Annotated in this window: 9 protein-coding genes; all 9 read left to right on the top strand. The window is 72.0% G+C overall.

All coding sequences use genetic code 11. The annotated features are described in order from the left end of the window. Positions 1-2 precede the first annotated feature (2 nt). Complete coding sequence (locus NFU81_RS21465) at positions 3-2,279, top strand: hypothetical protein (RefSeq protein WP_251492311.1); 2,277 nt, start codon at positions 3-5, stop codon at positions 2,277-2,279. Then, complete coding sequence (locus NFU81_RS21460) at positions 2,276-5,353, top strand: right-handed parallel beta-helix repeat-containing protein (RefSeq protein ID WP_251492310.1); 3,078 nt, start codon at positions 2,276-2,278, stop codon at positions 5,351-5,353. The genes NFU81_RS21465 and NFU81_RS21460 overlap by 4 nt, the downstream gene beginning before the upstream one ends. Before the next feature lie 127 nt (positions 5,354-5,480). Further along, the gene (locus NFU81_RS21455; RefSeq protein ID WP_251492308.1) at positions 5,481-5,816 is read left to right on the top strand and encodes a WXG100 family type VII secretion target; all 336 of its coding nucleotides are present in this window, start codon (positions 5,481-5,483) and stop codon (positions 5,814-5,816) included. A 67-nt stretch (positions 5,817-5,883) separates the two neighbouring features. Further along, complete coding sequence (locus tag NFU81_RS21450) at positions 5,884-6,174, top strand: WXG100 family type VII secretion target (RefSeq protein WP_251492306.1); 291 nt, start codon at positions 5,884-5,886, stop codon at positions 6,172-6,174. Position 6,175: 1 nt separating this feature from the next. After that, positions 6,176-6,799 (top strand): hypothetical protein, encoded by a 624-nt coding sequence (locus NFU81_RS21445; RefSeq protein WP_251492304.1) that lies wholly within the window; start codon positions 6,176-6,178, stop codon positions 6,797-6,799. A gap of 72 nt (positions 6,800-6,871) precedes the next feature. Continuing rightward, positions 6,872-8,986: a hypothetical protein gene (locus NFU81_RS21440; protein ID WP_251492302.1), complete on the top strand. Its 2,115-nt coding sequence runs from the start codon at positions 6,872-6,874 to the stop codon at positions 8,984-8,986. A 49-nt stretch (positions 8,987-9,035) separates the two neighbouring features. Continuing rightward, on the top strand, positions 9,036-9,467 hold the full coding sequence (locus NFU81_RS21435; protein ID WP_251492300.1) for a YbaB/EbfC family nucleoid-associated protein: 432 nt from the start codon (positions 9,036-9,038) through the stop codon (positions 9,465-9,467). Beyond that, complete coding sequence (locus tag NFU81_RS21430) at positions 9,460-9,846, top strand: hypothetical protein (protein WP_251492299.1); 387 nt, start codon at positions 9,460-9,462, stop codon at positions 9,844-9,846. Before NFU81_RS21435 ends, NFU81_RS21430 begins: the two co-directional genes overlap by 8 nt. 56 nt (positions 9,847-9,902) lie before the next feature. Then, positions 9,903-21,716, top strand: a complete 11,814-nt coding sequence (locus tag NFU81_RS21425; protein ID WP_251492298.1) for a WXG100-like domain-containing protein — start codon at positions 9,903-9,905, stop codon at positions 21,714-21,716. Positions 21,717-21,740 lie beyond the last annotated feature (24 nt).

Raw genomic sequence — 21,740 nt, 5'->3', positions numbered from 1 at the left:
GGGTGGGCAGGCTCCGATTGCGGGCGACACCGGTCGGCGACGCCGTACTGATCCATCCCCGGGAGCGCATCGACGCGCGAGCGGCCGGTTTCGCGGGCGGGCTCGCACGCGACCCGCAGCACACCCTCGTCGTCGTGGACCTGCCCGCGGGCGCCCTCGCCGAGGAGTGGCCCGCGGTGGCCAGGATGCTGTCGTCCTCCCGGTACGGCGGGTTGCGGATGGTCTTCGGCCGGGACACGGGCGAGGACGTACGCCGGGCCGCGGGGAAGATCGCCGACCGGCTCGGCCGCGAGGTGGTCGCCCCCGACGGTGCCGTCCTCCCGACCGCCGGGGGCGGCCTGTTCGTACCCGGTGACGACGCCGCCTGGCTCCGGTTCCGGCCGGGCCTGGCCGCCGAGACCGACTCCCACCGGTTCCCCACGCCGGATTGGGAGTTCTCCCTGCCGGGCCGTGCCCGGGCGGTCGGCCGCCACACGACCGCCCAGCCCGTCGCGTCCGGCGTGTGGCTGCGCCACACCGACCGCGGCCGGCTCGCCGAACACCACCGGCGCGCGGTGGTGACCGTCCCCACCGACCCGCGCCGGCTCCTGGTCGTCCTCGGCAGCCCCGACGCGCCGCCCCTGCCTCTCGACGACGTGGCCCGCTACTGGGAAAGCGTCCTGCCCGACGCCCGGTCCGCGGTCAGGTTCCATCTGTACGGCACGCTCGACATCCCCGAGTCCCTCGCTCCCGGCCAGTGCCTCGCGGACGCTCTCGACCACGAGGTGATTCTCTGCGCCGAGCTGCCGTCCGGCGCGCCTGGACGGGCTGCGGACGAGGAATCGCCGGCCTACGTCCCGGCCGGGGGCGGCGCCTCACCCCTCGGGCCGGACGAGGCGGCCGGGGACACGCGGATGCCGCCGGCCGGAGAGGCACCGTACGCCCCCGACGGCCAGCCGGACACTCTGCCCGGCGAGGGCGGCATCGGTGCGGGTACGGCTCCCGCCGGGGTGGCCGGCGGGGAGGAGATCACGGCCGCCGCCGTTTCCCCGCCCCCGGCGGCGGGTGCGGCAGTGCCCGCAGCCGAGCCGCCGCCCGCCGAACAGGCCCTGCCGCGCGTGCAGACGGAGTCCGGACGCGCGACAACCCAGGCCGCCGCCGCACGCGAGATACCGGCACCGCAGGCTCCGGGCACCGAGTCCGGCTCCGGCCTGGCTCCGGACCTCACCCCACCGCTCCTCGAAGCTGTCACGGCTGCGGCCGGAAGCCCCGAGCCGCAGGCCGCAGGTCGGCATCCGGCCGCTGCGTCCGAAGCCGGGCCGCGGCCCGCACCGCCCCAGCGGACCGTACGGCCGGCAGCCCCCCGCTTCCGGCTGGAGTCCGGCATACCCGCGGCGGAGTCGGAAGCGGTCCGCGAGCCGCAGGCCGGTCCGCACCCGTCGCCCGCCGCTGTTCCGTCCCCCGACCCGGTGGCCGCCCGGCCGGCTGAGGCCGGAGGCGTCACGGTGCAGCCCGTTCCCGACACCGCCGCGTGCGCGATACCCCCCGAGCGGGGGATCGCCAGGGAACGGGACTGGATGCGCAGGACGTTCAGCGATCAGTACAACGCCATCGCCGGCTCCGTGCAGCGGGTGATGTCCGAATCGCCGGGACTGCGCGGCGGCTCCAGGACGGAGGCCGCGGAGGCGCTGACCGAACTGGTCGCCGTGCGACTGTACTTGTCCGGCGACAGCCGCCGCGTCGACGCCGCCGTACGCACGGCCGCCGCGGGACCCCACGTGCCGCTGGCCCGCCTGGTGACGGCCGGACTGCGCAGGCTGCCCTCCTACCGGGGACCCGCCCTGCTGCGGACCCGGCTCACCGACGCGGAGCGCTCCTGGTACCGGGAGGGCCGGCCGGTCACCGAATGGGGGTTCTGCCACGCCCGTACGTCGCTGCACACGGGGCCGCGCGGCAAGGGCGCCACCGACATCCTGATCTGGTCCATGACCGCCCGGCGGACCGGTTCGCTGGACCCGGATCCGGCCGACCGGGTGCTGTTCCTGCCGGGAACCACCTTCAAGGTGCTGCGCACGGAAGGCAGCACCGTTCTGATGCGGGAGCTCTCGCCGTCGGAGACCCGCGGCGACGGCGGCCGGCCCACGAGTTACGACGAGATCGCCCTCAAGGGTCTGGGGAACATCCTGGACGCTCTGGAGAAGGCAGCCACCGACGCGACGGCGCAGAGCGCGGATCCGCCCGGACTGGTCCTCGACCCCGATCCGGGCCGCACAGGCGGCACAGAAGGAGCCAAGCCGTGAGCAGGCAGCTGCTGTTGGTGTCCCCTGACCGCCCGGGAGCCCACCGTTCGATCGCCGGGGCGCTGGCCGAGGCGGCCGACGGAGCGCTGATCACGATCGCCCCCGGACGGTACGAGGAGGCCCTGGACATCACCCGTGCGGTCACCCTGGCCACCGAGTCCGGCGCGGGGACCGTACGGGTGCACTCGGCGGCCGGGAGCACCGTCGTCGTGGACGCGGAGGCGGTCCGGCTCACCGGCCTGGTCCTGTCCTGCGCCGACGCCGAGGCCCCCGTCCTCGACCTGCGGCGCGGACAGTCCGAGCTGGACGGCTGTGTGATCGAGGGCGCGGCATGGACCGCGGTGCTGGCGTGGAACGAGGGCGTCCTGGCGGCCCGCGGCTGCCGGGTGGCCAACCCGAACGGCGCGGGCGTCGTCGTCACCTCGCGCGGCGGCAACGTCATCGAGGACACGGAGATGACCGGGACCGGATCGTCGGCGGTCGTGGTCGCCGAGCAGGGCCGGCTGGACGTACGGGAATGCCGTCTGGACCGCCCCGGCGGCAACGGCATCTGTGTCAACGGCCAGGCGAGCGCGACCGTGGAGTCCACCCGGATCACCGGCAGTGCCAAGCCCGCCGTCGCCGTCGAGCAGGAGGCACGAGCCGCACTGCTGCGGGTGACCGTCTCCGGCAGCGCGGTGGCGGACGCGTACCTGACCGGGCGGGGGGAAACCACCCTCACCGACTGCGACTTCTCCGGATCGGCGGGGCAGTCCGTGCACATCGCCGACGGCGCCACGCCCCACCTGCGCCGCTGCACGGTGGCCGGAGCGGCACGCGGCGGCATCCAGGTCACAGCGGGCGCCCGCCCGCGCTTCGAGGACTGCGAGATCACCGGCTCCCCTGTGGGGCTCCACATCACCGGTGCCGGAACCACCGCCAGTGCCCAGGGACTTGCCGTCCGGGACGCCGCGACCGTTGCCGTCCAGGTCGCCGACTCCGCCGCCGCGGAATTCGAGCGGCTCACCGTCACCGGCACCCATGGCGCCGGTATGCGGGCACAGGGCCGCGCGCAAGTGACCCTGCGGGACAGCGCGATCGACCTGAGCGGGGACGGCCCGGGCGTCGCGCTGACCGAGGCCGCCAGTGCCTTCCTGGCCGGCTGCACACTGCACGGCTGCGGTGCTGTCGTCGGCGAGGGCACCGAAATGGTCGCCCACGACAGCGAGTTCACCGACTCAGCCACCGATGCGATCCGGGTACTCGGCAACGGAACGCTCACCGCGTTCGGCTGCCGGATGACGGGCGCGCGCGGGCACGGGGTCAACGCCCACGCCGACGCGCGCGCCGACCTGAGCAACTGCCTTGTCGCGGACAACGCCCGGGACCGGCCGGCCGCCGCGGGCCGGCACGAGCAGGGCGACGTCATGCCGGAGGCTCCCGTCACCCGGCAGGGGCCAGCCGGCGGTTCCGACACCGGGCCACTGGCCGAACTGGAGTCCCTGGTCGGCCTGGAGAGCGTGAAACACGAGGTCACCGGGCTGATCAACCTCAACAAGATGACCCAGCGGCGTACCGAGATGGGCCTGCCCATGCCGCCGATGAGCCGGCACCTGGTCTTCGCCGGCCCGCCCGGCACCGGCAAGACCACCGTGGCCAGACTGTACGGGGCGGTCCTCGCCGAACTCGGCATCCTCAGCGAGGGGCACATCGTCGAGGTGGCCCGCGCCGACCTGGTCGCCCAGATCATCGGCGGCACCGCCATCAAGACCACCGAGGTCTTCCACCGTGCCCTGGGCGGGGTGCTCTTCATCGACGAGGCCTACACGCTCACCAACCAGTCGCGCGGGACCGGCCCGGACTTCGGCCAGGAAGCGGTCGAGTCGCTGATGAAGCTGATGGAGGACCACCGCGACGAGATCGTGGTGATCGCGGCGGGCTACTCCGAGCACATGGACCGCTTCCTGGCCTCCAACCCGGGCATGGCCTCGCGTTTCGCCCGCACGGTCGAATTCCCCAACTACTCCTCGGACGAGCTGGTCACCATCGTCCGCAATCTGTGCGCCAAGCACTGCTACGAGCTGGCCGACGACGCGGTGGGCGCCGTGCACCGCTACTTCGAGGATGTCCCCAAGGGCTCGACCTTCGGTAACGGCCGTGTCGCCCGGCAGGTGTTCGAGACGATGATCAGTACCCAGGCGTCCCGGCTGGCCACGCAAGCCGGCGATCACGACGGTGAGTTGAGCCGCCTGGTCGCCGCCGACGTTCCTCGGGCGCCCCAGGCGGCTGCCCCGGTCGCATCCCCGACAGCGGACCCCGCTCCCGCGGTCACCACGCCCGTCCCGGCCGCTGCGGCTCCCCGCCACCTCGCCGCGCTGACCGGTGTCGGACCGGTGTCCGAGGCGCTGACCGCCCGTGCCGACCTCCTGTCCAAGCTCGGCCAGGGAGCCGCCGGTCTGGCGGATGTCGTCCTGGAAGGCCCACCGGGCAGCGGACGCAGGGCGGTGGCCGCGGCCTACGGCCGGGACCTCGCCGAGTGCGGTGTGGTCCCGTCGGGGGCGATCGCACACCTGCCGCTGTCAACCGTCCCCGCCCGTTGGCCTGTTCAGCCACGCCGCTATCTGGCTCATACCTTCAGGCAGGCGTCGGGCGGCGTCCTGGTGGCCGAACTCGACCCCGCCTTCGAGGACCGCCCGCCCGGCGAACGCGACACGGTCATCGACGCGCTGGCAGAGGAAGCCGCCGCCCGCGACTCCGGAAGCGCCGTGCTCATCCTGTCCGGGAGCGGGGCGGGCCTGATGGAGCTGATGCACGAACGCGCAGACCTGGCAGCGGCGTTCGCCGAGTACCTGCGCCTGCCGGCCTGGACCGGTGACGGTCTCGCCGAACTGACCCGCCGGCGGCTTGCCGCACTCGGGTTCACCATGAGCGACGAGATCGTGGAGGCACTGGCGGCACAGGACCCTGACCACGGAGCCCGCGGAGCGCACCGGCTCGCGGACCGTATCGCCGGACGGGCCCGAGCCGGCGAGCTGGTCCTCGACGACCTGATCGCCGAACTCCCCTCGGTGGCGGACCGCCAGGCGGTCCGCTGACCGGAAGAAGAGGCAGACAGACGGCTCGGCAGGGCAGCCGGCCCACCATCGGGCCGGGTTGCCCGGCCGATCTCACGGACCATTGTCATGACAAGCACGAACCACACTGATCAGAAGAGGAGTGGCCATGGCCGGCAATGCCGAGACCTCGGTGAACCTCGCGGGTATGAAGTCCGCGCAGAGCAGTTTCCAGACCGCCCTGGACGAGGCCAACAGCTCGTACACCCAGATGGCGAGCCAGATCGAGGCCCTGCGAGCCAGTTGGACCGGCGACGCGTCCAGCACCTTCCAGAGCGCCATGGACAGCTGGCTCCAGGACTTCTCCGCGGTCCGCAGCCAGCTCGGCCTGATGCTCGAGAAGCTGCAGGCCAACACGGGCAGCTACGCCAACACCCACGAGACCACCGTCACCGCGGCCGGAACACTGCAGAGCGGCATGTCCCAGCGGCTGCCCGGCTTCTAGAACCGCTTGCACCCCCGCACCTCTGCAACCCGTCCCCCGACACCCCGACACCCCGAGGAACGTCACCATGCCCACTTACACCGTGCAGATGGACCAGGTCGAGTACGTCGTCGGCGAGATGGCCGCGATCAGCAAGAAGCTGCAGGAGACCCTGACCAACCTGGACGACGCATCCAGGATGAACCTCAGCGAATGGACCAGCGACGCGCGCGGCACGTACGACGTGGTCAAGGCCAAGTGGGACGCCGCTGCCGCCGACATGGTCGTCCAGTCCCAGAACGCCACGAGCGCGCTCGGCGACATCAACGACGCCTACCACTCGGGTGAGCGCCAGGGCATGAGCCTGTGGGAGCAGTGACATGAGTGCTCCCGATCCCTTCGCGGGAGTGAGCTCCAACCCCAACCCCGCCCCCTCCGCTCCGCCCCCCAGCCCACCCGCCTCCTCACCCGGGCTCACCCAGAACACGCCCCATGCCGCCCCGACCACCCCGGACGTCCTGCACCACGGCTACGTCCCGGATCCGCGGTCGTTCGTGCCGCCGCCCGTGCCCGGTGCCAAAGGCGCATCGGGCGGGACGTCGGTCAGCACCCCGTCGCTCGACCTGCTCGCCCAGAACATCGACATGCTGATCGCGCCGGTGCGCGAGGCCATCCTTCGTCTCGCCACCGTCAACATCGCCCCGGGTGCCTTCTACCACGCCAACACCATGCGGCAGAAGGTCAACGGTCCCAACGACGACGCGGGCCTCATGAAGAGCCTCGGCGATTCCCTGAAGGCCCTGTCCACCGGCCTCACCGACATGCGGGACGGGGTACGGAAGCTGAGCCACGACTACACGACGACGGAGGACGCCAACGGCATGAAGGCAGAGGACCTGGCCAAGGCGCTCGGCAACACGCCGGTCGACTTCAACACCATGATGACCGCCGCCGGCGGCTCCGCGCCGAACAGCAGCAGCGACCCGCAGCCGCCAACGGCCTGACGTGGATCCGCCGTTCCGCCGGGCGCCCGCCGGGACACCGGCGGGCCGGTGGGCGCACAGAGGAGAACGACGATGGTGGATTACAACAGCGGCGGTTTCGTCGAGGACGGCAACGGAGTCATCTTCGGTAACCCCGACGGGACTTCCAACGGCAGCGTCGCCGATTACGACACCTGGGACTGGAAGCAGATCAAGGCGGCCATCTGCGGCATGGCGTCAGGACCCGTCACGCCAGAGAACATGACCCACGCGCGGGACGTCGCCAATCCCCAGTCGCTGCAGGACGCCGCCGTCATATTCCACCACGTCCAGCGGGTTCTGGAGGGCGTGGCGAAGAGCCTGGTCGACCAGACGGCCGCGCTGGCGGGCGACGACGGCCCCTGGAAGGGCGGCGCAGCCGACTCCTTCGTCGTCATGACGACCAACTTCTCGAACCAGGTGAAGGCGAACGCCGCCGTTCTGTCGGGTGGTTCGACCGGCTACGACTCGGTTCCCCAGCAGCTGGCCGACAACGCCGCCGCCCTCCAGAGCGCGCAGAACAAGATCGTCGAGATCGAGTCCTGGTACGTCCAGCAGGCCATCAACATGGGCGTCTCGTCGAGTGGCACCACGGTCTCGGTGAGCCAGGCGCAGGGGGTCGTCCCGATGATGAACCAGGACATGCGGAGCGTGCTCAAGAGCCTGGCCTCCGCATACCAGGTCACGGTGGACAAGATCATCACGCCCGTCCCGGTGAAGCCCCCGACGTCCGGCGGCGGGGATCCGGGCGGTGGAAATCCCAGCGGCATCGACCCAGGCGGCGTGGATCCGAGCGGCATTGATCCGGGCGGCGTGGATCCGAGCGGCCTGGACCTGGGCGGCGGAGATCCGGGCAGTGGCGGCCTCGCGGGCATGCCGGGTGGACCCGACCCCCAGAGTCTTGCGGGCTTGTCGGCCATGCCCGACACCGGAATAGACACCGGAGTCGGCGCGGGGGGCGGCATCGGCGATCTCGGCGGTGGCCCCGGCCCCCTCGGCGGTGCAGCCGCGTTCCCTGCCGGCCTGGACGTCACCGGCGGGAGCGGATTCGACGGTACGGGCTTCGATGGCGCCGGTAACGGCGGCTTCGACCCGTCGGCCCTCGACAACGCGATCAACCCGTCCGCCTACCGCGGACTCGCAGGACTCGCAGGACTCGGCGGACTCGGCGGACTCGGCGGACTCGCCGGACTCGGCGGACTCGGCGGACTCGGCACCCGCCGCTTCGCCGCCGCCGACGAGGCACTCGACGGGATGTCGACGGCCGACCCCGCCGCCTTCGGGGGCACCGGTCTCGGCGAAGACCGCGCCGCCGCACTCGCCGACGGACTCGCGGAAGAACGCGCGAACGCGCTCGGCGACGGACTCGCCGGCGAACTGGCGACCGAGTCCGGGATGCCGTCGGGGCTGGCGACGTCGGCAGGGATGCCCTACATGCCGGGCATGGGCGGTGGCATGGGCGCCCCCGGCGGCGGAAGGGACGCGGCCGGGGAGCGTACGGACGCCTCGGGGCTGCTCGACCCGAGCGCCGAGCCGTGGGAGGGCGAGGAGACCACCGGCAGCGACGAGGCCGGCTCACCGGAGGGCTCCCTGCCCGGTGTTCCCTACCTGGCCGGATTCGGCGCCCCGGACACCGCCGCCCGCACCGCCGGGGTCCGCAGGGCCGGCGAGGACCGCGAGGGCGGCGGGGAGCGGACACGGACGGCTGCCGCACCCGTGGCGGCCGGACCCGCCGGGCAGCCGCTGCCCGGCGACGAGAGCAGCGCCGCGCTTCCCCGGCCCGGGTCCGCCGGCGGCGGCGGCGGCGGCGAGGAGGACATCTCCGCCTGGGAAGTCGGAGCAGCGGGCGCGGGCGCCTTCGTACCGCTGCTGTGGGCGCTACCCGCGGAGCAGGGGGCGGCGTCGGGCTCCGAGGCGGAAGAAGGAGGTGAAGCGGGCGAGCCCTTGAGTACCTGGCAGCCCGAACGCCGTGCCCCTGGGGCGTCGTCCTCCGTCAGCGCCGTCCAGCCGCTCACCTTCAGCGAGGAGGAGCCCGAGGAAGAGGCGGAGGAGCCTCCGGCGCAGGAGCCGGCGGAAGGAGGGGAGACCGGGCGGGGAATCGCGGACCTCCTCGTCCAGGAGGAGAGCGCCTGGGGCGCCGTCCCAGGCAGGCCGACCACGGCGTTGTAGCTCCGCCCTCACCCGCAGTCCGCAGCTCCCCAGAAGAAAGCAGGTGCACGTGCCCGGCCAATACGACCAGCAGATCGAGGACTTGCTGGCGCAGTACAACCGGCAGCGTGAGTCCGCTGCCGGGATACGGCGCCGGATCAACGCGACCACGGCGACCGTCACCGGCCCCCGCCAGGCGGTCAAGGTCACCGTCGGCGCCCAAGGCGAGGTCACCGCGATTGAGTTCCCTACCGGCGCCTACCGGCGGATGCCCCCGAAGGAGCTCGCCGACGTGCTGCTGGCCACCATCGAGCAGGCCAGGTCCGAGGTGCTGCAGAGCACTGCCTCGATCCTCGCCGACGAGCTCCCGGCCGGATGGGACGTGCTCGGCCTCCTCCAGGGCAAGGCCGATCCGGCGACCGTCCTGCCCGAAGAACCGGTGATGCCGCAGAACGCACACGACGCCATCGACCGCGGATTCCGAGGGAACTCCCATGGCTGACATCTCTGTCGACACCGAGGGTCTGGACAGGGTCGCCCCGGAGTTCCTGATGGTTGCCGGAGCTTTCAAGGACATCGGCAGGAGTTTGCAGGCCAGCGTCTCCGCCAATAGCGACGCCGTGGGTCACGACGCGGCGGCGGAGGCGTTCAGGGCGTCGCACGACCCGGACTCGCATGCCCTGCTGAAGGCCGTCGAGGGCATCGGCAACGCCTGGGAAGAGGTCAAGGACAGACTCCAGATCACCAGCAGCGGCCTCGGCAGGGTCGAGGAGCAGGCCGTCGAGCAGTCCCACGCCCTCGCTCCCGGCTCCGGTTCCGGTTCCGGTTCAGGCGGTGGCTCCGGCTCCGGCGGTGGGGCTCCGAAGGGGACGGTGCGTTAGGGCGGGTTCTGTGCAGTGTGCGGTCTGAGGTGTGAGGTCTGAGAGGGTGATCGTGAGTGGCTGACGGCGACATCGAGATGCCTCCGGAGCTGGCATGGGTGGGAACGCTGGCGGTCGGTCAGGAGTGGCCGCAGAGCAGCGAGTCCCACCTGTTCCAGCTGGCCGGGGCGTACGGCGAGGCGTCGCGTCAACTGGCCGGGCTGTGCGGGTCGTTGGGCTCGGTGGGCGCGGGCGTTCTGGAGAGCGTCGACGGCCGGATCGCGGAGGGTTTCCGCGACTTCGTCACGCAGTTGGAGTCGTTGGCCCCGGGGCTGGTACAGGCGGCGAACCAGCTGGGCGATCTGAGCGATCAGACCGCGGTGCAGGTCGAGTACACGAAGCTCATGATCATCGTGCAGCTGGTGCTGCTGGCGCTGCAGATCCTGCACTACCTGTTCTTCGCTCCCGAGGCGATCCCGGCGGCGGTGACAGGGGCGCGGGCGGTCGTGCTCATGCTGCTGAAGTCGCTGGTCGAGGGTGTGGCGGTGGGCACCGCGCTGGGTGTGGCCAGTGACGTGCTGGTCCAGCTGATGCAGTTCATCTCCGGTCACCGCAAGCAGTGGGACGCGCAGGCGACGGCGTCCGCGGCGGAGTCGGGTGCGGTGAGCGGCGGCACGAGTGGTGCGGTGTTCGGTGCGGGCCGGCTGGCGGCGCCGAAATTCGCGGGCTCGCTGGCGGGGAACGTGGTCCACAGTGCCATCTCGGGTGTGGTGTCGTCGGTGGCGATGTCCGCGATCGACGGGGATTTCGGCGACGTGGCGACCTGGATCGGTTCGTTCACGTCAGGTCTCGCCGGCGGGTTGGAAGGCGGGAAGAAGTTCCGTTTCGGCAAGGGCGGCAGTGGCTCAGGCCGGGTGAACACGGATGTGCCGAGTCTGGCGGGGCTCGCCGCTGCGGGACTGGGCCTGGCCGCGTCGGGGGCGGCCACGATGGATCCGGCCGGGTTCGCGGGCAAGCAGGACATGTTCGGCATGAAGTCCGCGCTCACGGCGAGTCACACCGCGACCGCCGGCACCACGGCCCGCGCCGGTGCGGGTCGTGGTGCGGGTGCGGGGGCCGGTGCGGGCAGGACGGTCGGCGCGGGGGCGCAGGGCACGGAGACGCAGGGCACGGGGCAGGTCCGCACGTCCGCATCCCGCGGCACCACCCCTGGCGCCGGCAGGGAGGGCGGCGCCACCGGAGCCCGCGAGGCGGTCAGCGGGATCACTGCCACTGCCACGACGTCGGGCACCGCGTCCTCCTTCGGCGCCGTCGGGGTCCGGGGGGCGGCTGATTCCGGTGCGGTCGCATCCGTCCGCACCACCTCCGGTACCGGAGGTGGAACCGGAACCGGTGGCGGAGCAGGTACCGGCCCCGGGTCGGCTGCCACGGGCGCGAACCGTCCCGCCACCACCTCCGGTGACGCAGCTGCCGCGGCAGAGCAGGGCCACACCACCGGCACCACCCGAGCGGGATCGGCCATGCGCACGGCGTCGGGTCCGGCCGCTGCCGTCGCGACCTCCGCCGGATCGACAGCGACAGCGACGAGCCGCGAGGCCGCGGCCGCGCAGCCGCGCACCGGTGGGACCGAGACGGGCGCCACCGCACGAGCCCTGCAGCCGCCGGCCGCAGCAGCGGGCGTGGACCCCGTCCCCCGTCCCGTTCCCGAGGCCGAGCCCGTGCCCCAGAGCGATGGCGGGGCCTTCGTACCGTTGCCGGCGTCCGCTGCCGTCCCCGGGCCGGTCGTCTCGCATGTGGTCTCGTTCGGTTCGCAGGACGCCACCGGCCTCGACGCCGGTGCGGCCGACGGGCTCAGGGAGCTGGCCGCCCACGTGGCACGTACCGCGGACCTGCGAGCCCGCACAGGAGCGCCGCTGCCGGAGATCACCATCACCGGCCACGGCACCTCATCAGTCGCAGGACAACCGCACTTCGGCCAAGCACTGCAACTGGGTGCCGAACGCGCTCGGCAGACCTACGACGTCCTCGCACAGCACCTCGACCACCACCTGGCCGCACTCGGATCACCGTTGCGGGCCGACAACCTGTCGATCCACCAGCGATCCCTCGGCCCGGCACTCCCCCACGGCACCGACCCCGCCCACGACACCCCCCAAGCCCGCCGCCGCACCGTCATCACCCTCACCCACACAGCCGACGACAACCCCCCGCCCCCGCGCACCACACCACTGAGCATCGAGAACGACCTCCCGGAGCGGGTGAACAGACACCTGACCGACCACCTGTCCGCCGAACCCGTCCCGGACGAGCGGGCCATCGAGGCCTACCGCGAACTGCACCGCACAGCCGGCCCCGCCTTCACACGTATGGACTTCACCGCCCGCGCAGAAGCCGTCGCACGCCACCTCGCGAAGATCGAGTTCAGCGGCACGAAAGGCGGCGCACGCCCGGAGGCCCTCGGCCGTGTCGCGGAGGAAGGACCGTCGGGATCGGCCGGAGCGTCCGGGTCACGTCGTCCCGCCGCTGCCCCACCCGCGTCGCATCTGCTGCCGGTCGGGGAGCAGTTGGATCGGCGGCGGCCGCCGGAGGTCGATCACGGGGCGCCTCCGCCGCCGGTCGTGACCGGGGCCGTGCGGTTCAGCGACGGCGCGCGGATACCCGCGTACATGACGGGTGAACTGTCGGAGCAGATCGGGGCAGATGCGACCGCCCTGGGGGCGGGGCAGCACGAAGTACGCGGTGCCGATCTGGCCGTGGCGGAACTCGCGGACTGGTTCGGCCGCGTTGCGGGCGTCCGGCCCGCGCATCCGGAGGTTCTGCTGGATCTGGTGGGGCGTGGCCTGCGAGGTGATCTGCGGGAGTTCCTCGGCGAGGTGAAGTCGTTCCCCTACCGGACCGCGGATGGGCTGCCCGTGCACCTGCGGTTGACCGCGCGCTCGTACGGCAATTGGGAGCGTTTCACCTTCGGACTGGGCAGTCCCACAAAGCTCGACGTGATGCAGCGGTCCAGCGCCGGCAGCGGCAGGGTCGCGGTCAACGGCACTTCCTGGGGCATCGCACCGACCCTGCCCCTGGCGCTCGCCGGCCTCCCCGCCGGCGGGTGGGGCCGGGCCTACCTCCAGTTCTCGTTCAGCAAGCAGGCCCGCTTCAATCTGCAGAACCAGCTGACGAACCAGACCGAGACCCGCAGCACGGACGGCGCGCATGTCCATCTGGACGATCTCGGCTACGAGTTCCATGTCGTGGACCGCCTCGGCCGCCCTCTCGGTGCGGACGGGACGCCGATCGCCGAGGGGAGCACGGACCGGGAACCCGAGCGTTTGAGGTTCGCCGTGCGCGACGGCCTCATGGCGCGGCTTGCCGCCTCCCTCACCTCCGCGGCGCCGGAGACCGGGTCCGGCTTCCCGGGGACGATCGCCATGAGCGGGCGAACCCGTTTCCGTGAGGCGGTCGTCGAGGCGATCGGCCCTGTGCGGCACATCAGGGACGGGGCGCTCGAACTGGCCGGGATCCCCGCGGGTTCGAAGGGAGCAGGACCGATCACCGACTTCTTCTCGGTTCCGAATCTCCAGTCGGTCATGCGTTCGCTGTACCAGGGACCGACCCCCGTGCCGTACGGCGGCCGCAACCGCGCCGAACCGCGCGGGGTCCTCTGGGTGCACGCCGAGCCGACGGAGTTGGTCCGGCTCAGTGACACAACTGCCGCGGAAATGCGGGACATCGTGACATCGATGCTGCGCAACGAGCAGACGCTGGGAAAGTCCCGCGGTACGGAGGTCGGTGGCTCGGCCGGCCCCGGCTTCAACCTGGCCCATCTGGCCGCGGCGTTCAACCTGCGCGTGCTGGCAGGAGTGAATATGCGGTACGGGGTGTCGCATACACGCAGCGCGGTTTTCGGAGGCTCGGGTTCGGTCAAGGTGGGCGCGCAGGCCAAGGGCACCCCGACCGGCCTGTATCTCGTGCGGCAGAGGGTGACCGTGACGGGACCGGCCCGCGGGCCGGAGCACCGCGGACTGCCGCTGCTGTCGCCTTCCGCGCCCCGTGAACTGCCGCGCACCGAAACGTACGAGACGTGGGCGGTGGTGCGGCTGACCCGCAGCGAGGCGGACCGTCTGGCGGGGCAGCCGCTGCCGAGGCCGGAAGGACCGGAGCCCGCGCCACTCGCCGTCACGCAGCAGATGCTGACCCTCAGCCGGGTGCAGGAGCTGACTTTTCGCGACGGTTCCGCCTCCAGACTGGTCGACGGCCGGCCGGTGAGCTATCCCGAGTATTTCTCCGATGCCGTGCTGAGGGAGATCCGCAGCGCCTATCCGGATCTCGTCGCGCCCCTGGAGGAGCTGTATCCGGGAAATCCACGATGGCGCAACAGTGGCCATTTCGAGACGGTGCTGCACAACACGCTGGAAGTGCACAAGGCGCTGTCGTATCAGAACATGGCGGCGAACCTGGGCGCGATGGCGGACGGAGGACTGCGGATCGACCTGATCGAGTCGCATCGGCTGACGCGCGGTCATCGCCAGGTGTGGGTCGACGCGACGCTGACGCAGCCGCGGTACGAGGGCCTGCAGCAGGATCTGCGGATCCGTTTCAGCGCTCCTGGAAGCGAGAATCTGAGCGGGCAGCAGAGCAGTGCCCGGTCCGTGCAGGTCGGCCTCGAAGGCGTGGCGTCCGTACGCGACAAGACCCCGGGTGTCGCCGGCAATCCGCTGGACGCGGGGACGGTGTCCGTGGGCGGTCGGTACGGCACCGGCGTCGAGTCCGAGAGCGGGTACGGATCGTCGGTCGGCTCCGAGGCGACCTCGATCGGTACGGGAGGCTCGCACATCTTCAGTTACGACGTCTCTTTCAGGGTCCGGCGTGACGGCTACTGGCGGCTGCGGGGGTGGCTGCGCGGTGCGCTGTCCGCGCAGTTGCTGGGCGCGCAGCCGTTCGTCTTCACCGAGCGGCGCAGCGAGCTGGCCGTGACCCGGGCTGCCGGTGCCGGCGGACCCGATGAGCCGGCTCAGGGCCGGGTGGTCGTGAGCGTGCCGGTCGGTCTCACCCGCACCGCCGTCGCCGATCACGTCCTGGAGCAGCCGCGGGTGGAGGCGATGCGGGCCGAGGACGCCCGCGACATGGCACTGCTGACGCCGCGGTGGCTGGAGAGATCCGCCGCCGGGCTCGACGGCCCCGCTGCCGGGCTCGCGGACTCGGTCCTGGCGCATCCCCATGCGACAGTCGCGGTCACCGACGGTGAGACGTTGGCCCGCGTCACGCAGGAGGTGGTGGCCGAGGCTTCGGGAGGCTCGTGGCTGGTGACCCAGCCGGGAGCGCCGGGGCACGAAGCGGTCCTGCGGTCGGTGGGGTACCAGGGCAGGATCGCCAACTTCGAGGCGAACGCCGCACCGCTGGGGTCGCGTACGAAGCTGTTCACCCCGGCGCCGTACCTTCCCCGTACCACGCGGGTGGCGCAGCGCAGCGCGCTGATGCCCGGCCTGACGGCCCTCACCCCGGTACTGAGAATGGAGGTCGAGGACACCGTCGGCGGGGCCATGCAGATATCCGGCCGCAATGCCAGGACCACAACGGTGACCTTCGGCGGGCAGGTCAACGGGATGCAGTCCGTGGCGGCGGGAACCGGCGTCGTCAGCACCGACGGGCTGGCCCTGACTCCGTTCCGTCTCGACCGGACGGCGGTCGGGGCCGTCCTGCGGTCCGCCAGTGCGGAGATCAACCGCAAGGACGTCGGCGGCCACCAGGTCGTGGTGACCGCCCCGGTCCGGCACGAGATCGCGGTGGCTTCCAGCCGGGTCGGTGCGGGGGCCTACGAAGGGGGTCTCGTTCCGCGGTCGCTGGCGGGGGTGTCGGGCAGGACGCTGGTGCAACCGGCCGGCTGGGTCGGCGTCATCCCCGAGAAGAGCGCCCACCAGCTCGGAGCGATCACAGACGGCTTCGGGGACGTCCCCAGGTACAACGACGTGGTGCCGTGGACGCCTTACCCGTGGCTGAACCAGCGGCCGTTCGGCGGCTGGCCCGCCACCGCGCTCAACCCGGCCCTCGCGCTGCACGAGTTCGGGACGCGACTGCACGGGCTGGGGCTGTCGGACACGGACCTGGAGCAGCTGCGCCGGCTCGTGTCGGGCCGTGCGGTCCGCGCTCTGAGCAACGAGCTGGTGGGGAGGGGGATGTCCGCGCCGGCCAGGATCAGTCGCTGGGAACATCTCCGGCTCGGTTCGCGGCAGGTCCGGCTGCGAGCCGAACTGGTCCCCGCAGAGGTCGTCCGCCTGGAAGGCCTGGGCCACAGCGTGGAGTTGGAGGAGCATCGGCACGCGACGGAGACGGTTCTGCAGGGCCGCAGCCGCGCCTCGGGGACGATGGCCACCCTCACTCTGGTGGAGGGCGCGAGCACCGGTGACGCGCTCGCCAGGACCGCGGGGCCGGCCGTTTCCCACACGGGTGCCTCGATGACGACGACCTCCGTGACGCAGAGCGACAGCACCGTCTTCGGCTCGACCGTGACGAGTACGGAGGTGCACGCGGTGTACGAGACCCGGTACGACCTGCGCCTGGAACTGGAGATCACGGATGCCGGGCCGAGCCGTCCGGCTGACGCGGGCGGTGCGCGGGGGCGCGACGAGTGGTGGCGGTCCTGGGTCGTCAGGACGCGGCACAGCGTCGTGGTCGGGCGCAACGCCGGTACGCTCACGTGGCACGCCCCGCTGAGCCTGATGTGGGCGGGCCAGGATCCTGCGGCGCCCGGTGACGACCCGCTGAGCCCCCGGCAGCTGGCGCTGCCGCCGGGCAGCGGTCCCCGCCGGTTGGCGCGGCTGCCCGAGACCGGTGCGCGCGGATGGCAGGCCGTTCCCCACCCCGACGGTGCGGACAGGCCGTTCGAGATGCCGGAAGAGGGCTTCGCGGTCCGTGGCATCGCCGTCGGCCTCGGGGCGCTGGACACGGCGAACACCCTCGTCCTGGCGGCTGCGCAGGACTTGTCGCTCGTACTGCCGGACGGTGGTGAGATCGGCGAGGACCTGCTGGCGCGCGCGAAGGACACGCCGCTCACCCGGGCCGGCACCGGGCCGGCGCAGAGCCTGACGGACGGTACGTCCGACACGGCGTTGACGGCCTTCTACCAGCAGACCCTGACGCCGCAGGGCTATCGGGTCGCCGGGCTGACACACCGCGGCTTCTTCGGAGGCGTCGACGGCAGCCTCACCCTGTATTCCCGACCGGACTTCTCCGGTGCCCGGCTCCTGGCAGTCGCGGACGGCGTCAAGTTCGAGACGCCCAAGCGGCAGGCGCACGGCAGCGGTTCGGCTGTCGCGCACACCGATTCCTTCGCGCGCACGCTGGACGCCGGCCCGACCGTCGCCACGGACATCGGCACGACCCAACCGGGTGGTGTTCTCGCTGGCCAGGTGACCGACTCGGCGACGTCGACCCTGACGCTCGACCGGCTGAGCTCGGTGAACATCAAGCCTGACAACGTGGTTCGGGCGTATGTGTTCGCGGTCCCCATGAGGTGGCTGAGCGTCGCGCAGGCCCACCACCATGTGCAGGACAGCGCCATGGTGGGCCTCGTCCACAGTGTCTTCGGCAACGCGCGGCGGGTGCCCCAGGCCATGGAGACCGACACCCTCGCGCTCGTGTGGGTGCGGCATGACGTGGCCACCAGGCTCGGACTGCTCACCCACGCCAACCACCCCGAGCCGGCGAGGGCGGCGTGGGACGCGGTCAAGCAGGCCAACGACGCCTTCACCGGCGCGGACAAGGCCTACTGGGATCTGCGCCGCGGTGGCCGGGCCGCGGACCGGCGAACCCGGCTGACGGAGGCCGGGGATCTCGCGGCGACGCTGGAGCAGCGCGACACCGACACGGTGCAGGCCGTTCGCGACGCCCGGGACACGCTCGACGCCGCCCTGGCGGACAGGGACGCGGACGACGCAGAAGCCGCCCACGACGAGTGGGAGGAGCTGCGTCGCGACCGGGTGCCGCAGGCCAGAGAAAGGCTGGCCGCGGCGCGTCAGGCGGCCGCCGACGAGGTCACCGCCGCCCGCCGGGCGCTGGCCGCCGCACAGGCGCGGATGGACGAGGTCGCCACGGACCTGGACACGCTCAGGCGACGCGCCGTTGCTCTCGCCGCCGAGCTCGGCCGGGTCCGGCGGGGCGCCGACCGGCTCACCGCCTGGTACCAGCTGTCCCCGGAAGAGCGGGCGGATCTGCGGGCGAGTGGCACCGGAGAGCCGGACGCGGTCAGGTTCGTACCGCCGAGGGCACCGGAGCTGAACATCACCGCGGCGCCCGCGCCCAAGAAGGCCCCGGCGGCGCCGGCCCCGCGGCCGGACGTACGGCTCGACGATGTGAACCGGGCTCACGCGACCGCGCCTTGGGAGCGGCAGGGCGAGCCTGCCGGGAACGGGTGGTCCTTCGACGCGGCCTCCGACCACCGGCTCATGACCATGACCGATGACGCCGGGCGCAGCCACGTGTTCGACCTGCACCGGCCCGAGGTCGGCAACGGGGGCGCCCTGCGCATGCCCGGGGCCGAGGGGGACGGTGTCGTGGGCACGCAGCCGGTCGCCGGCAACGGCTTCTGGGACGCGGTCGCGGTGGCGGGCGGCCGCCCGGACGAGGCGGCCGCACTGGCGCGAGGGGCCTCCGCCTCGGATCTGCCGGCGGACATGCGTCTCGACCCACGAGCGGTCTTCCGCGTCCAGGAGCTGGCGACGGCGGTTCCCGAGCTCCTGCGGGGGACTCCGGGGCTCCCGGAGCGGGTCGTCCGGGACGGCGGCCATCTGCCTGCGGACGTGCGCGAGAGCCTCACCCCGCAGCAGCGTCATGCTCTCCTCAGGGCGAATCTGCGGGCAGCCCGCCGCTGGGACGACAGGACCGCGGACGTGGCGGCCGCCCTGGCCGCACGCAGCGGTGGCATCGAGCTGACCGTCGTCGACGAGGACGGCTCCTACCGGGTCCACGGCCCGGCCGACCCCGATTCCGGCGCGATCCGCACGCGGGCGTTCGTCTACCGGCGAGGCGACGTCTATCTGGCCGCGGTCCCGCGACAGGGCGACGTCCTCGTCACTGGCCGGTCCGACTCCGGCTCCGCAGGTGGCTCCGGCTCCGAGGCCGTCTCGCATGTGGTCTCGTTCGGCTCGCAGGACGCCACCGGCCTCGACACCCGTGAGGCAGACGGTCTCAGGGAACTGGCAGCCGACGTGGCACGTGCCGCGGACCTGCGCGCCCGCGCAGGAGCACGACTGCCCGAGATCGTCATCACCGGACATGGCACCGCATCGGTCGCAGGGCAACCGCACTTCGGCCGCGCACTGCGACTGGGAGCCGAGCGGGCACGGCAGACCTACGAAGTCTTCGCCCGACACCTCGACGAACACCTGACCGGACTCGGATCAGCCGTACGAGCCCGCGACCTCAGGATCCACCAGCGGTCCCTCGGCCCGGCGCTCCCCCACGGCACCGACCCCGCCCACGACACCCCACAAGCCCGCCGCACCACCGTCATCACCCTCACCCACACAACCCACGAACCCCCCACACTCCCGCACAGCACACCACTGAGCGTCGAGAACGACCTCCCGGAGCGCGTGAACAGACACCTGACCAACCACCTGTCCACCGACCCGGTCACCGGCGAACAGGCCATCGAGGCCTACCGCGAACTGGAACGCACCGGCGGCCCCGCCTTCACACGACTGGACTTCAGGGCACGGGCAGAAGCGGTCGCACGCCACCTCGCGAAGATCGAGTTCAGCGGCGTGAAGGGCGGCGCGGACTCCGCCTCGGCGCAACGTGATTCCCAGGATGCCCAGCGGATTCTCGACACGGCTCAGGTGATGACGGCACTGAAAGACCGGGGGTGGGCGCCGAAGTGGACCGTGGTCGACGGGGCACGTACCCGCAGTACGGTCTACACCAGCCTCGACAGCCTCGCGGCGGAGCTGGGCTTCCCGCGGGCGCAGCAGTCCGTGGGGACGTCGGCACCCGGAGGTGCTGCGTCCACCGTCCCGGCCGCAACCACGTCGGCTCGCGTCCGCCCACCGGTACCTGCCCGTTCGACCGGACTCACCACGGCCGGTCAGCAGTCCGGTCCCTCGTCCGGCCACCAGCCAGGCCCCTCGACCGGCCGCCCGCAAGTGCCGCCCAAGCCGCGCCATTTCATCAGCCCCGCAAGGCAGTCCGACCCCGCGGCCGACAGACAGCAGGCCTCCTCGGCCCCGGCCCCGCGGGACCACCCCGTCGCACCCCCTCCACCCGTCGAGGTGCGGCAGAGGGAAGTCGCCGAGCGCATCCGGTGGGAGGACTTCGCTGCGAATTCCGCCCAGGCCCGGGTCGAGTTGGCGGAGCAGGGGCAAGCACCCGGCAGATACCTGCGCCCGCGCGCGAACGGCGCCCTGGAGGACGGGGCGTTCACCCGGATTGCCGGTTCTGTGAACATCCGCAACAGGAGCCAGCTCGTGCCGCGCCTCATCCGCCAGCTCTACAGCTGCCTGGAGTGGACCGGCCGGGCACCCATCGCGGTCTTCACCCACGAGGCCCAGGGCAAGGGCGATTTGATGCTCGGCGTCAAGACCGCCGACGCGCTGCGTGAGCACTTCCCGCGGAACGAGGCGAACAGGAACGACATCGTTCTTCTGACCGCCGAACCGGCACGCGTGAAGGAGCCGGATCTCTTCAGGAACTCCGGCCACCCGTTCGTGGCGCTCGACGGAGTGAAGCCCGTCGCCCCCCCACTCGGTACACGCGTGGCCCCCACCCACGTGATCGTGGCCCCGCAGTTGGCCGTCACCAAGGACTTCCAGCAGAGCGTCGGCGCCTGGGGCAGCACGATCTCCGCGATGACCGAGTACTCCAAGAAGGATCCGCTGCCACCGGAAGCCGCCGGAACCGGCTACACCACCGGTCTCGGAGCGGACGAGGTCGGCATCACCTTCGACGCCGGCCTGCGGGAATACCGGCAGCGGCAGAGCCGCATCGCGGACGCCGGGGGGAGGCGGGTCGCCCGGCTGGAGAATCTCCGGGCGCTGGAGTCCGGCGAGTTGCGCACCGCGCTGTTCCCGCCGGAGCAGGGACGGACGGTGGACGAGTACGCCGCCGCCCCTGGTTCCCGGTTGTACTTCGCCTACTCCAACAAGAGCGCGCTGCGGTTCGCGCTCACCGTGGCCGAGGTCGAGAACGGGGAGAGCAACGACGTGCACGTCGTCCAGTCCTCGCCCGGCCCGATGCCGACGGACCTCGACAACGCGGTGAAGGGCACCCTCGCGGGGCTCGGGGTGGCCAGGGTCCGGCTGGTGAGTATCTCCTCCAAATCGAGCCCGCAGGTCACGGTCACGGTCACGGAGCAGACCACCGGCGGCACCGGCAAGACGATGCACTGGATCACGACCGACCGTGTCCCGCACGACGACATGCTGACGCTGCTCAAGGCGAGCGAGCCGATCGTGATGACGACCGGCAACCAGAGCACATCCGAGGCGCTGTCGGCCGGCAAGACCATCATGTACGAGAGCATCGGGATGCGGCAGAGCATCGCCTTCCGGGAGTCGCTGTACAGCAGCGCCGGGGTAAAGCAGCCGGATATCGACAGCCTCGCCGCCGTCAGCAGGGACTACGACAAGACGGGTGCCCGTCCCGGCCAGCCCGAGTTCAAGGCCGCCGCGGCAGTTCTGAAGAGGTTGCAGCAGGAGAACCTGATGGGGGCCTTCAGCGACCAGGCCGCCGCCACCAGGGACCTCGGCCGCTGGATCGGCGGACAGCACCTGCGCGACCTCCTCATGGAGACCGGGCTCCGCCCCACCCTTCTCCAATGGGAACAAGCCCTTGCAGCAAACCCCCGGGACCCCGCGGCCTACAGGAGCTTCGTCGCCCACCTCCTCGGACTCCCGGACGGCAATTGACCGTTCTTCCGACCGGCGGGGCCG

This window comes from Actinacidiphila cocklensis (assembly GCF_907177275.1).
GTDB lineage: Bacteria > Actinomycetota > Actinomycetes > Streptomycetales > Streptomycetaceae > Actinacidiphila > Actinacidiphila cocklensis.
The sequence above is the reverse complement of the archived record's forward strand: the minus strand, read 5'-3'. Positions and strand labels throughout refer to the sequence as shown.